Genomic DNA, 12,680 nt, shown 5'->3' on the forward strand with positions numbered 1-12,680 from the left:
TCGACGCGAGCGGGCCGGAACGTCCGGCCGGGACGCCTGGAGAACAGACCGTCCGGTATGGGCTGGGGCGGGTAATGGCGCCGGTCCGCGCCCGCGCAGGCCGGCCCCCCTCAAGGCGGCCCCTCAAGGCGGCCCTCAAGGCGGCCCTCAAGGCCGGCCGGGGCCGTCGGCGCGGGCCGGGCCGTCAGGCCAGATCGGCGGCTTCCACCTCTTCGCGCGTGATGCCGAGCAGGTACAGCACCGCGTCCAGGAACGGCACGTTCACCGCCGTGTGCGCGGCCTCGCGGACCACCGGCTTGGCGTTGAAGGCCACGCCCAGCCCGGCCGCGTTCAGCATGTCCAGGTCGTTGGCGCCGTCACCGATCGCCACGGTCTGGGCCAGCGGCACACCCGCCTCCGCCGCGAAGCGGCGCAGCAGCCGGGCCTTGCCCGCCCGGTCCACGATCTCGCCCGTGACCCGGCCGGTCAGCTTCCCGTCGACGATCTCCAGCGTGTTCGCCGAGGCGAAGTCCAGGCCGAGCCGCTCCCGGAGGTCGTCCGTGACCTGCGTGAACCCGCCCGAGACCACCCCGACCTGGTAGCCGAGCATCTTGAGCGTCCGGATCAAGGTCCGGGCGCCGGGGGTGAGCCGCACCTCGGAACGCACCTTGTCCACGACGGAGGCGTCCAGCCCCGCGAGCAGCGCGACCCGGGCGTGCAGCGACTGCTCGAAGTCGAGCTCCCCGCGCATCGCCCGCTCGGTGACCTCCGCGACCTCGGCCTCACAGCCGGCGTGCGCCGCGAACAGCTCGATGACCTCGTCCTGGATCAGCGTCGAGTCCACGTCCATCACGACCAGGCGCTGCGCCCGGCGGTGCAGTCCCGCCGACACCACGGCCACGTCGACGCCGATCTGCGCGGCGGCGGTCGCCAGCGCGGTCCGCAGCGGCTCCGTCTCCGCGCCGGAGACGGCGAATTCCACGGCCGTCACCGGATACTTCGCCAGGCGGAAGATGCGGTCGATGTTGCCGCCCGTCCCGGTGATCCTGGCCGCTATGGCCGCCGTCGACTCGGCGGTCAGGGGGTGCCCGAGCACGGTCACGTGCGAGCGGCCGCTGCCGCGCGGCCGGTTGTCGCCGGTTCCGGAAAGGATCTCGGCCTGCATCTTGAGCGACTCGGCCCAGCTGTGGACGGTGGCCCGCAGCTCGCCCTCGGTGCCGCCCACGGGCATGGTGACGAGGGCGCACAGGACGATGCGGCCGCGGGTGACGACCTGCTCGATGTCGACCACGTCGACGGAGTAGGCGGCGAGGGTGTCGAACAGCCCGGCGGTGATCCCGGGACGGTCCTTGCCGAAGATCTTGACGAGGAGGGTGGGGACGTCGGAGGTCTGCGAAGCGCTCATGGTCCTCTCACCGTATCTTGACCACTCCCGGACCAGGACCCCCGTCCCACCCAGCGGTCACAACCTTCCCCCGGTGTTTGCCCGCACGCCATCCGGACGTGGCGGCGGAGTGACGCCGGGGGAGTGCTCCCCCCGTGCCCTCCCGGTGGCTTTCGACCGGGTCTGCGCCGCTACGCGGACCCCCGGCGAGGCCCCGATTCCACATGTGGGCCCGGGCCTGAAATAGTTCCCCCGGATGTTCGCCATCCCTAGACTCCCTGACGTCGGACTCCCTGACGCCAGGGGGATTCTCGGGGGACTTAAGTGGGGCTGGAGTGCCGGAACTCGTACTGGAATTGAATGGCAGGACCTGGACGCTCGATCCGTCCAGGTCGTACTCGCTGGGGCGCGACCCCCAGGGAGACGTGGTGATCGACGACGCCCGGGTGTCGTGGCGGCACGCCACCATCACCTGGAACGGCCGTGGTTGGGGTCTCGAGGACCACGGCAGCACCAACGGCACCTATGTGCACGGGAGTCGGGTCCAGCAGACCGAACTCGTGCCCGGTACGCCGGTCCACCTCGGCAACGCGACCGACGGGCCGAGGCTGAACCTGAGCGCCGCCGTCGCGGCGGCTGCGCCCGCCTACCAGGGGCAGGCCCCCGCGTACGAGGCCCCGCCCCAGCAGCAGGCCCCCGCGTACGAGGCCCCGCCCCAGCAGCAGGCCTGGCAGCAGCAGGCACCGCCCCAACAGCACCAGCACCCCCAGCACCAGGCCCAGCCGCACTTCCCGCAGCAGCAGGGCGGCGGCGCCCAGCCCGCGCAGGGAGCGACACCCGGCTACAGCGACCGCAGCCCGACGACGTTCCACCAGATCGCCGTCGGCCGCGTCATGCGCATCGGCCGTGCCCTGGAGAACGAGCTCGTCGTCTCCGACCTGCAGGTCTCGCGCCACCACGCGGAGTTCCGCTCCACCGGCGGCCGCTTCGAGATCCACGACCTGGGCAGCCACAACGGCACCTACGTCAACGGCCAGCCGCTGCCCAAGTCCGGAACCGCGCTCCTCGGCCCCAACGACATCGTCGGCGTCGGCCACTCCACGTTCCGGATCGTCGGGGACCGGCTGGAGGAGTTCGTCGACACCGGCGACGTCTCCTTCTCGGCCCGCCACCTCACCGTCACCGTCGACGGCGGCAAGCAGATCCTCAAGGACGTCACCTTCGGCGTCCCGGAGAAGTCGCTCATCGGCGTCATCGGCCCCTCCGGCTCCGGAAAGTCGACCCTGCTCAAGGCGCTGACCGGCTACCGGCCCGCCAACCAGGGCGACGTCCTCTACGACAACCGCAACCTGTACAAGCAGTTCGCGGAGCTCCGCCAGCGCATCGGCCTGGTCCCGCAGGACGACATCCTGCACAAGGAACTCAAGGTCAGCACCGCCCTCAAGTACGCGGCCAAGCTCCGCTTCCCCGGCGACACCGCCGAGTCCGAGCGCGCCGCCCGCATCGACGAGGTGCTGCGCGAGCTCAAGCTCGACATCCACAAGGACAAGAAGATCACCTCGCTCTCGGGCGGTCAGCGCAAGCGCGTGTCCGTCGCCCTGGAGCTGCTCACCAAGCCCTCCCTGATCTTCCTCGACGAGCCCACCTCCGGCCTCGACCCGGGCATGGACCGCGACGTCATGCAGCTGCTGCGCGGCCTCGCCGACGACGGCCGCACGGTCCTCGTCGTCACCCACTCCGTCGCGGAGCTGTCCATCTGCGACAAGCTGCTGGTCATGGCCCCGGGCGGGTCGGTCGCCTACTTCGGCCCGCCGGCCGAGGCGCTGAACTTCTTCGGCTACTCCACGTGGGCCGACGTGTTCTCCGCCTTCGAGAACTTCCGCGACTACGACTGGGCCGGCCGCTGGAAGGGCTCGCAGCACTACCAGCTGTACGCCGCCGACATCGACGCGGTGGCCCCGCAGTCCGTCGCGCTGCCGCCCGCGCAGCAGATGCGCCCGCCCAAGCCGCAGGGCTGGGGCTCGCAGCTGTGGACGCTGATCCGCCGCTACCTCGCGGTGATCGCGTCCGACAAGGGCTTCATCGGGCTGATGCTGATCCTGCCGGCGGTGCTGGGCGTGGTCTCCACGGTCATCCCCGCCACCTTCGGCCTCGCGCCGCCCAAGGCGCCGTCGCGCTTCAACGGCGACGCGGGCACGATCATGCTGATCCTCTGCGTCGGCATGTGCTTCTCCGGCGCCGCGAACTCGGTCCGCGAGCTGATCAAGGAACGCGTCATCTACGAGCGTGAACGCGCGACCGGCCTGTCCCGGTCCGCGTACCTCATGTCGAAGGTGATCGTCCTCGGTGTCATCACGGCCGTCCAGGGCGTGATCATCTGCGTGATCGGCTTCACCCCGCGCGACCTGCCCACCGAGGGCCTGCTCATGCCGCCGGCCGTCGAGCTGTGCCTGTCCGTCACCGCACTCGGCTTCACCTCGATGATGTTCGGCCTCGTGATCTCCTCGCTGGTGAAGACCGCCGAGAAGACCATGCCGCTGCTGGTGATGTTCGCGATCGTCCAGGTCGTCTTCACCGGCATCCTGTTCAAGGTCTACGACTCCATCGGCCTGGAGCAGGTCGCCTGGCTGATGCCGTCCCGCTGGGCCATCGCCGCCGCGGGCACGACGCTGAACCTCGGCCAGCTCATGCCGCCGTGGGACCACGACAACCCGTCGAACACCGACCCGCTGTGGGACCACTCGATCGGCCAGTGGAGCCTGGACATCACCATCCTGCTGCTGATCGGCGTCGCCTGCGGCTTCGTGGTACAGCGCCTGCTGCGCCGCCACGAGCCCGAGGTCATGCGCGCCGGCAACTAGGCCCGGGCCCGGACAGGACGCATCCTCTCGGCAAGCGCGCGAAACGCCTCAGGGCGGCACCCGGAACACCGGGGGCCGCCCTGAGGCGCATGGGGGTTGCTCCGCCGCCAGGCCTCAGTAGGCGCTGTTGACGTTGTCCATCGAGCCGTAGCGGTCGGCCGCGTAGTTGCAGGCGGCGACGATGTTCGCGACGGGGTCGTACAGGTCGAACTTCGTGCCCTTGACGTGGTAGGCGGCGAAGGTCGGCTGGATGACCTGGAGGAGACCCTTGGACGGGATGCCGTTCTGGGCGTTGATGTCCCAGTTGTTGATCGCCCGGGGGTTGCCGCTGGACTCACGCATGATGTTGCGGTGGATGCCGGCGTAGGTGCCCGGGATGCCCTCGCGCTTCATGATGGACAGGGCTTCCTTGATCCAGCCGTCCAGGTTGTTCGCGAAGACCGGGGCGCGGACCGCGGAACGGCTGGCGGCGGCCTTCTGCTCGCGCGCCTTCTTCGCATCGGCCTCGGCCTTCGCCTTGGCCTTCGCGTCGGCCGCGGCCTTGGTCTTGGCTATGGCGAGCTGCGTGCCGAGGTGCGCCTGCACGGTCTTCGTCTGGGCGCCGTCCACGACCTTCGTCCACGCCACGGGGGCGAGGGCGACCGTCGTCCCGCTCGTCTCGGCGGCGTTGGCCGGAACGAGGGAGAAGGCGAGCGCGGCGGCACCGAGGGTGGCGATGCCGGCGAAGGAGAGCTTCTGGGCCTTGGTCGGACGAAGACTGTGGCCGGGGGTGCTGGTCTCGGACATGCGTGAGCAACCTCTTCGAATAGCGGGGGCCGCAGGAAAGCGCCGCGGGATCCGGAGATCGCGGCGCTGTGCGACGTCGACATTCTTAGCGGTGGCAAAAAGGCATGGCAAAGGTGTGACGTACGATCCCGCTTAGTGGATCAGGATCGTCCGCTGAGGCTTGATTGCAGGCATCGCGGCAAGGCGCAGCAGTGCTGACGGTGCCTTTACTTACGTACTACGCAGCTTCGTAAGTGACCTGCGTCCTATGCCGGGGCTCACATCGGGCAGGTAACGGTTTCACCGTAAGTTGCCGGTGCAATGCAATCCGTGAACGGTGTCATCCTCAGGTCGCAGGCGAAGGTCCCGAGCCTCGTCCCGCAGACCGAGCCGGCCGCCGCCCCGCCGCCCCTGCGGCCGACCCGGACGCCCGTACCCCCGTACCGGCCCCGTATGCGGGACCTGCCCGTGCGCGAACGCCGCGACCGTCCCCGCGTCCCCTCCCGCCCGGGTCCCCAGCCCTACGCCCGCAGACCGATCCCGCAGGTCAGGGCCGCCGGTACGGTGAGCCCATGCACCGCAACGGACCCTGCACCGGACTGGCCGCCGTCAGTACCGCGCTGCTGGCCATGAGCCGCCGCCTGGAGGTCCACGACGTCCTGCGGACGATCGTCGTCTCCGCGCGGGAGCTCCTGGACGCCGAGTACGCGGCCCTGGGCGTCCCCGACGACCACGGCGGCTTCGCCCAGTTCGTCGTGGACGGCGTCAGCGAGGAGCAGTGGAGGAGCATCGGCCCCCTGCCCCGCCAGCACGGCATCCTCGCCGCGATGCTCCACGACGAGGGCCCCCAGCGGCTCACCGACGTACGCGAGGACCCCCGCTTCGGCGGCTGGCCCGCCGCGCACCCCGACATGGCCGACTTCCTCGGCATGCCCATCCGGGACGGCGAGGAGACCCTCGGCGCCCTCTTCCTCGCGAACAAGCGCGACACCGGCGGCCGGCCCGGCACCCGGGGCTTCTGCGACGAGGACGAGGAACTCCTCTCCCTCCTCGCCCAGCACGCCGCGATCGCCCTCACCAACGCCCGCCTCTACGAACGCAGCCGCGAGCTCACCATCGCCGAGGAGCGCTCCCGCCTCGCCCACGAGCTGCACGACGCCGTCAGCCAGAAGCTGTTCTCCCTGCGCCTGACCGCCCAGGCCGCCGCCGCCCTCGTGGACCGCGACCCGGCCCGGGCCAAGGACGAACTCCAGCAGGTCGCCGCCCTGGCCGCCGGGGCCGCCGACGAACTGCGCGCCGCCGTGACCGAGCTGCGCCCCGCGGCCCTGGACGAGGACGGACTCGTCGCGACCCTGCGCGACCACGTCCGCGTCCTGGACCGCGCCCACACCGCGCACGTCACCTTCGTCTGCGACGGCGTACGGGCCCTCCCCGCGACCCAGGAGGAAGCCCTCCTGCGCGTCGCCCAGGAGGCCCTCCACAACGCCCTGCGCCACTCCGGCGGCGACCGGGTCGAGGTCACCCTCGTCCGCCGGGCCGCGGGAGCCGCCTTGACCGTCACGGACAACGGAAGCGGCTTCTCCCCTTCCACCATCCGCGCGGCCGGCCGCCACCTGGGCCTCGTCTCCATGCGGGACCGGGCCGGCGGCGTCGGGGGCCGGCTCGAAGTCCGCTCGCAGCCCGGTGGGGGCACCACGATCGAGATGGAGGTCCCCGGTGGCTGACACACCCATCCGCGTCCTGCTGGTCGACGACCACCAGGTGGTCCGGCGCGGCCTGCGCACCTTCCTGGAAGTACAGGAGGACATCGAGGTCGTCGGCGAGGCCGCGGACGGCGAGGAGGGCATCGCCCGCGCCGGGGAACTGCGCCCCGACGTGATCCTCATGGACGTCAAGATGCCCGGTACCGACGGCATCGAGGCACTGCGGCGGCTGCGCGAACTGGAGAACCCGGCGCGGGTCCTGGTCGTCACCAGCTTCACCGAACAGCGGACGGTGGTCCCCGCCCTGCGGGCCGGGGCCGCCGGATACGTCTACAAGGACATCGACCCCGACGCCCTGGCGGGAGCCATCCGCTCGGTCCACGCGGGCCACGTCCTGCTCCAGCCGGAGGTGGCCCGCGCCCTGCTCGCCCAGGAGGACCAGCCGTCGTCCTCACCGCGCGCGGGCGCGCTGACCGACCGGGAACGCGAGGTCCTCTCCCTCATCGCGGACGGCCGGGCAAACCGGGAGATCGCCCGGGCGCTGGTCCTGTCCGAGAAGACGGTCAAGACGCACGTCTCGAACATCCTGATGAAACTGGACCTCTCCGACCGCACGCAGGCCGCCCTGTGGGCGGTCCGCCACGGCATCGTGGAGGCTTGAGCCCTCTTCATACGATCGGGTGTATGTCGCCCACACGGCGTATCCGGGCACGCGTGTGGCCGTTCTCCATGCACGCCGCGACGGCTGGTCGCGGCGGACGTATGGAGGAAGAAGAACGTGAAGAACTTCAAGAAGGCCACCGCCGTCACCATGATCGCGGGCGGCCTCATCGCCGCCGGCGCGGGTGTCTCCTCGGCGCACGGTGGTGCGTCGGCGGAGGGCGCGGCCCAGAACTCGCCGGGCGTGGCCTCGGGGAACCTGGTCCAGGCCCCCGTGAACGTCCCCGTCAACGTGGTGGGCAACTCGGTCAACGTGATCGGCCTCCTGAACCCCGCCTTCGGCAACTCGGGCATCAACGCCTGACCCCTCCCCACCCGGCCCCGCTTCCCCCTCTCCCCGGAAGCGGGGCCGTCCCCGCCGCCGGGCCGGCGCATCCCCCGCCGCCGTTTTCCAGCGCCCGGCCGGCACGTCCAGCCCCGTCGGCGTTGGAGGCGCGGGGCGTGGGGCGGAGCCCCACCAGGCCCGGCGCAGCCGGGGGCCGCTTGCGCGACGGCGCCGCACCCGAGGGTCCGCAGCGGACTCCGGTCGCAGTCGCAGCGCCGGAGCACCCCCGCACCGGAGCACCCCGCAGGGGCCCCTCAGCCCCGCTGTTCGACTGCCGCGTTGTACGCCGCCACCAGCGCCCGCCGGGCCACCCGCTCAACGGGCCGCAAGGCCTCCGCCCGCGCCGCCATCTCCGACGCGGCCACCGCACCCCCGTGCCCGTTCTCGTACGCCAGCGACACCAGCAGGTCCACCCGCTGCGCCAGCGCCAGCACCCGCACCGCCCGCGCCGGATACCCCGGCGCCAGCACCTCCCCGCCGGACTCCGCCCGCGCCCGGTACGCCGACAGTGCCGCCTCCGCCACCGGCCCCGACCCCGCCACGTCCAGCCGCGTCAGCACCACCGTCGCCTCGCGCAGCGCCTCCGCCAGCTCCCGCTCCGCCTCGCCGAGCGACGGCACGTCCGCCGGCGGCGCCTCCCGCACCGGCAGGCAGTGCCACGTCACCGAGACGTGCACGTCCCCCTCCGGCCCCGCCTCGGCGACCTCCGGCACCAGACCCAGCGCCGCCCCCACCGCGATCACCGCCTCCTCGGCCTCCAGCGCCCGCGCGTTGAACTCCGGCGGCCCGCTGAGCCCCAGCGGATGCCCCGGCGCCGGCAGGGCCACCCGCAGCCCGGTCACCCCCAGCGCCCGCATCCGGCCCAGCGCCAGCGTCAGCCCCACCGGACCCGTCTCCCCGGGCAGTCCCTCCACCCGGTGCACGGCGTCCTCACCCACGATCGACAGCACGGCCTCGTCGGGCGAGACGAGACCGGCCAGCAGCGCGTTCCCCCAGGCGGCAAGCCGCCCTGAACGTGGTTCGAAAAGCATCCCCCCACTTTACGGATCGGCCCGCGGGACCGGCCTGGCGCCCGTACCCCTCCGCCAGTGGCGTAGGTTTTCCCCTGGGGCTGCGCCTACCGGTGCACAGACGAACCGAGACTGCAAGGGGAGACAACACGCTCATGAGCGATGTTCTGGAGCTGGTGGACGTATCCGTGGTCCGCGAGGGCCGGGCGCTGGTGGACCAGGTCTCCTGGTCGGTGAAGGAGGGGGAGCGCTGGGTGATCCTCGGCCCCAACGGCGCCGGGAAGACCACCCTGCTCAATGTCGCCTCCAGCTACCTCTTCCCCACCGCGGGCGGGGCCACCATCCTCGGCAGCACCCTCGGCAAGGTGAACGTCTTCGACCTGCGCCCCCGCATCGGAGTCGCCGGCATCGCGATGGCCGACAAGCTCCCCAAGCGGCAGACCGTCCTGGAGACCGTCCTCACCGCCGCCTACGGCATGACGGCGACCTGGCAGGAGGAGTACGAGGACATCGACGAGCAGCGCGCCCGCGCGTTCCTCGACCGCCTCGGCATGACGGACTACCTCGACCGGAAGTTCGGCACCCTCTCCGAGGGCGAACGCAAGCGCACCCTGATCGCCCGCGCCCTGATGACCGACCCCGAGCTGCTGCTCCTCGACGAGCCCGCCGCCGGTCTCGACCTCGGCGGCCGCGAGGACCTCGTACGGCGCCTCGGCCGTCTCGCCCGCGACCCCCTCGCACCCTCCATGATCATGGTCACGCACCACGTCGAGGAGATCGCCCCCGGCTTCACGCACGTCCTGATGATCCGCCAGGGCAAGGTCGTCACCGCCGGCCCCATCGATCTGGAACTGACCTCCCGCAACCTCTCGCTGTGCTTCGGCCTCCCGCTCGTCGTGGAGCGCAACGACAGCGACCGCTGGACCGCCCAGGGCCTCCCGCTGCGCTAGCGGGTCCGCACCGCACCCTGTCCCGACCGCGCCCGCCAGACCTACCATGACCATGTGACCAACATCGACGCATGGGTGTGGTGGCTCATCGGCGCGGTCGGACTGGGCATCCCCCTGGTCATCACCGCGATGCCGGAGTTCGGCATGTTCGCCGTCGGCGCGGCCCTCGCCGCCGTGACGGCCGCGCTCGGCGGGGGAGTGGTGGCCCAGGTCCTGGTGTTCGTGACCGTGTCGGTCGCGCTCATCGCCGTCGTCCGCCCCCTCGCCAACCGCCACCGCGACCAACGCCCCCAACACCGCAGCGGCATCGAGGCGTTGAAGGGCAGGAGCGCCCTCGTCCTGGAACGCGTCGACGGCAGCGGCGGCCGCATCAAGCTCGCCGGCGAGATCTGGTCCGCGCGCACCCTCGACTCGGACACCAGTTTCGAACCCGGCCAGTCCGTCGACGTCGTCGACATCGACGGGGCGACCGCGGTCGTCATGTGAGAACCACCCGACTCGCGACCCCAGGGTCTGCGAGACTCCGATCAACGGGGCAGCACAGACAGCCGGAAGGGCACGGGGAACCGCATGCAACCGATCATCATCGTCCTGATCATTCTGGTGGTTCTGGTCTTCATCGCACTGGTCAAGACGATCCAGGTGATCCCGCAGGCCAGCGCCGCCATCGTCGAGCGGTTCGGCCGCTACACCCGCACCCTCAACGCGGGCCTTAACATCGTCGTCCCGTTCATCGACTCGATCCGCAACCGGATCGACCTCCGCGAACAGGTCGTCCCCTTCCCGCCGCAGCCGGTCATCACCCAGGACAACCTGGTGGTCAACATCGACACGGTCATCTACTACCAGGTGACCGACGCCCGGGCCGCGACGTACGAAGTCGCCAGCTACATCCAGGCCATCGAGCAGCTCACCGTCACCACCCTGCGCAACATCATCGGCGGCATGGACCTGGAACGCACCCTCACCTCCCGCGAGGAGATCAACGCGGCCCTGCGCGGCGTACTCGACGAGGCAACCGGCAAGTGGGGCATCCGCGTCAACCGCGTCGAGCTCAAGGCCATCGAGCCGCCGACCTCCATCCAGGACTCGATGGAGAAGCAGATGCGCGCCGACCGCGACAAGCGCGCCGCGATCCTCCAGGCCGAAGGTGTCCGCCAGTCCGAGATCCTGCGCGCCGAGGGTGAGAAGCAGTCGTCCATCCTGCGCGCCGAAGGTGACGCCAAGGCGGCCGCCCTGCGCGCCGAGGGCGAGGCCCAGGCCATCCGTACGGTCTTCGAGTCCATCCACGCCGGCGACGCCGACCAGAAGCTCCTCGCCTACCAGTACCTCCAGATGCTCCCGAAGATCGCAGAAGGCGACGCCAACAAGCTCTGGATCGTGCCCAGCGAGATCGGCGACGCCCTCAAGGGCCTCTCCGGCGCCATGGGCAACTTCGGTCCCATGGGCGGCGGTTCGGGCTTCAACCCGGCCGGCTCCGGCAAGGACGGCGCGAGCGCGGCCGACAAGGCCGCCGCGGACCGCCGCGAACAGCCCCCCATCGACTGACCGGCCGCCGCCTGTTGCATGATCAGTGAGGCCCCTCGACCTTCACGGCGGGGAGGCGACTCACTCATGCGAAGGGGATGGCAGCGTCCATGTCCATCTGGGAATCACTCGCGGTCTTCGCCGCAGGCGTCGGAGCCGGCACCATCAACACCATCGTCGGCTCCGGCACCCTCATCACCTTCCCCGTCCTGCTCGCCACAGGACTGCCGCCGGTCACCGCCAACGTGTCCAACACCCTCGGTCTCGTGCCCGGCTCGATCAGCGGCGCCATCGGCTACCGCAAGGAACTCAAGGGCCAGCGCGCCCGCATCCTGCGGCTCGGCGCCGTCTCCCTCGTCGGCGGACTCGGCGGCGCGATCCTGCTCCTCACCCTGCCGTCGGACTCCTTCAACACGATCGTGCCCGTCCTCATCGGACTGGCCCTCGTCCTCGTCGTCCTCCAGCCGCGCCTCGCCGCCGCCCTGCGCGCCCGCCAGGAAGCCGCGGGCGGCGACACCGGACACCCCGACGGCGGCCCCGCCCTGCTGACCGGAATGCTGCTCTCCAGCGCCTACGGCGGCTACTTCGGCGCCGCCCAAGGAGTGCTCTACCTCGGTCTGATGGGGCTGCTGCTCCACGATGACCTGCAACGGATCAACGCCGTCAAGAACGTCGTCGCCGCCCTCGTCAACGGCATCGCGGCCGTCTTCTTCCTCTTCGTCGCCGACTTCGACTGGACGGCCGTGGTCCTCATCGCCCTCGGCTCCACCCTCGGCGGCCAGATCGGCGCGAAGGTCGGCCGCCGACTGCCCCCGACGGTGCTGCGCGCCGTCATCGTCGCAGTCGGGATCATCGCCATCGTCCAACTGCTCCTGCGCTGAACGGCGTAGTGCGCCTACGCAGCCCAGCGCAGCCGCGTGCCTCGACGGACTAGGCGGTACGCGCCAGCCACTCGGGCAATACCTCGCGCCCGCCGGAACCCAGCGCGAGCAGCATCGCGTCCGCCGGCGACGGAACGAACGGCTTGCGGAGCAACGGCATCCCCGCCTCCTCCGGAGTGCGGGCCGCCTTGCGGTGGTTGTCCTCCGCACAGGACGCCACCGTGTTCAGCCAGGTGTCGCCACCCCCCTGGGCCCGCGGAAGCACGTGGTCCACGGTCGTCGCACGCTTCCCGCAGTACGCGCACCGGTGCTGGTCACGGGCCAGCACGCCCCGCCGCGACCAAGGAGCGTGTCTTCGGAACGGCACCCGAACGTACCGGCAGAGCCTGATCACCCGCGGCATCGGTAGCTCCATCGTGGCCGCCCGGACACGCAGCTCGGGATGCGACTGTTCGACCACGGCCTTGTCCTGGAGCACCAGTACCACAGCCCGGTTCAACGTCACCGTCGACAGCGGCTCGAAGCTCGCATTCAGCACCAGCGTGTCCCGCATCTCGCCCACCTCCCGTGTGCAG

Annotated in this window: 12 protein-coding genes; 8 read left to right on the forward strand and 4 right to left on the reverse strand. The window is 71.1% G+C overall.

Annotation, left to right across the window (positions count from 1 at the left end; genetic code table 11):
- Positions 1-184: 184 nt before the first annotated feature.
- Positions 185-1,384 carry a phosphoserine phosphatase SerB gene (serB, locus tag OG861_RS24090; RefSeq protein ID WP_329194134.1) on the reverse strand — a complete coding sequence of 400 codons (1,200 nt, stop codon included), beginning with the start codon at positions 1,382-1,384 and terminating at the stop codon, positions 185-187.
- Between the two features lie 314 nt (positions 1,385-1,698).
- On the opposite strand from serB, the gene OG861_RS24095 reads away from it, so the two are divergent.
- Entirely contained in the window at positions 1,699-4,224 is a 2,526-nt protein-coding gene (locus OG861_RS24095) for an ABC transporter ATP-binding protein/permease (protein ID WP_329194132.1), read from the forward strand.
- Between the two features lie 114 nt (positions 4,225-4,338).
- Here the strand turns inward: OG861_RS24095 and OG861_RS24100 are convergent, their stop codons facing one another.
- Positions 4,339-5,010: a transglycosylase SLT domain-containing protein gene (locus OG861_RS24100; protein ID WP_329194130.1), complete on the reverse strand. Its 672-nt coding sequence runs from the start codon at positions 5,008-5,010 to the stop codon at positions 4,339-4,341.
- A 551-nt stretch (positions 5,011-5,561) separates the two neighbouring features.
- Between OG861_RS24100 and OG861_RS24105 the strand changes: the two genes are divergently transcribed.
- The 3 genes from OG861_RS24105 (at position 5,562) to OG861_RS24115 (ending at position 7,716) form a co-directional block, all read left to right on the forward strand.
- Complete coding sequence (locus OG861_RS24105; RefSeq protein ID WP_329194128.1) at positions 5,562-6,713, forward strand: GAF domain-containing sensor histidine kinase; 1,152 nt, start codon at positions 5,562-5,564, stop codon at positions 6,711-6,713.
- Entirely contained in the window at positions 6,706-7,353 is a 648-nt protein-coding gene (locus OG861_RS24110) for a response regulator transcription factor (protein WP_329194126.1), read from the forward strand. The genes OG861_RS24105 and OG861_RS24110 overlap by 8 nt, the downstream gene beginning before the upstream one ends.
- A gap of 117 nt (positions 7,354-7,470) precedes the next feature.
- A complete protein-coding gene (locus OG861_RS24115; RefSeq protein WP_329194124.1) occupies positions 7,471-7,716 on the forward strand; it encodes a chaplin in 246 nt (81 codons plus the stop codon).
- A 275-nt stretch (positions 7,717-7,991) separates the two neighbouring features.
- On the opposite strand, the gene OG861_RS24120 is transcribed toward OG861_RS24115, so the two are convergent.
- Positions 7,992-8,768, reverse strand: coding sequence for a hypothetical protein (locus OG861_RS24120; protein ID WP_329194122.1), 777 nt, complete (start codon positions 8,766-8,768; stop codon positions 7,992-7,994).
- Between the two features lie 134 nt (positions 8,769-8,902).
- Between OG861_RS24120 and OG861_RS24125 the strand changes: the two genes are divergently transcribed.
- From OG861_RS24125 to OG861_RS24140, 4 genes are all read left to right on the forward strand, one after another.
- On the forward strand, positions 8,903-9,697 hold the full coding sequence (locus tag OG861_RS24125) for an ABC transporter ATP-binding protein (protein WP_329194120.1): 795 nt from the start codon (positions 8,903-8,905) through the stop codon (positions 9,695-9,697).
- Between the two features lie 54 nt (positions 9,698-9,751).
- Positions 9,752-10,183: an NfeD family protein gene (locus OG861_RS24130; RefSeq protein WP_329194118.1), complete on the forward strand. Its 432-nt coding sequence runs from the start codon at positions 9,752-9,754 to the stop codon at positions 10,181-10,183.
- Between the two features lie 84 nt (positions 10,184-10,267).
- Positions 10,268-11,245 (forward strand): SPFH domain-containing protein, encoded by a 978-nt coding sequence (locus OG861_RS24135; RefSeq protein WP_329194115.1) that lies wholly within the window; start codon positions 10,268-10,270, stop codon positions 11,243-11,245.
- Positions 11,246-11,334: 89 nt separating this feature from the next.
- Entirely contained in the window at positions 11,335-12,105 is a 771-nt protein-coding gene (locus tag OG861_RS24140; RefSeq protein ID WP_329194112.1) for a sulfite exporter TauE/SafE family protein, read from the forward strand.
- A 49-nt stretch (positions 12,106-12,154) separates the two neighbouring features.
- Here the strand turns inward: OG861_RS24140 and OG861_RS24145 are convergent, their stop codons facing one another.
- Positions 12,155-12,658 (reverse strand): HNH endonuclease, encoded by a 504-nt coding sequence (locus tag OG861_RS24145; RefSeq protein WP_136216287.1) that lies wholly within the window; start codon positions 12,656-12,658, stop codon positions 12,155-12,157.
- Positions 12,659-12,680 lie beyond the last annotated feature (22 nt).

The organism is Streptomyces sp. NBC_00539 (assembly GCF_036346105.1).
Taxonomy (GTDB): Bacteria; Actinomycetota; Actinomycetes; order Streptomycetales; family Streptomycetaceae; genus Streptomyces.

What these genes read in the sequence shown, in the direction of transcription:
- serB (WP_329194134.1), bottom strand. Translation starts at nt 1,384, where the DNA reads ATGAGCGCTTCGCAGACCTCCGACGTCCCCACCCTCCTCGTCAAGATC.
- OG861_RS24100 (WP_329194130.1), bottom strand. Translation starts at nt 5,010, where the DNA reads ATGTCCGAGACCAGCACCCCCGGCCACAGTCTTCGTCCGACCAAGGCC.
- OG861_RS24105 (WP_329194128.1), top strand. Translation starts at nt 5,562, where the DNA reads ATGCACCGCAACGGACCCTGCACCGGACTGGCCGCCGTCAGTACCGCG.
- OG861_RS24120 (WP_329194122.1), bottom strand. Translation starts at nt 8,768, where the DNA reads ATGCTTTTCGAACCACGTTCAGGGCGGCTTGCCGCCTGGGGGAACGCG.
- OG861_RS24125 (WP_329194120.1), top strand. Translation starts at nt 8,903, where the DNA reads ATGAGCGATGTTCTGGAGCTGGTGGACGTATCCGTGGTCCGCGAGGGC.
- OG861_RS24135 (WP_329194115.1), top strand. Translation starts at nt 10,268, where the DNA reads ATGCAACCGATCATCATCGTCCTGATCATTCTGGTGGTTCTGGTCTTC.
- OG861_RS24140 (WP_329194112.1), top strand. Translation starts at nt 11,335, where the DNA reads ATGTCCATCTGGGAATCACTCGCGGTCTTCGCCGCAGGCGTCGGAGCC.
- OG861_RS24145 (WP_136216287.1), bottom strand. Translation starts at nt 12,658, where the DNA reads ATGCGGGACACGCTGGTGCTGAATGCGAGCTTCGAGCCGCTGTCGACG.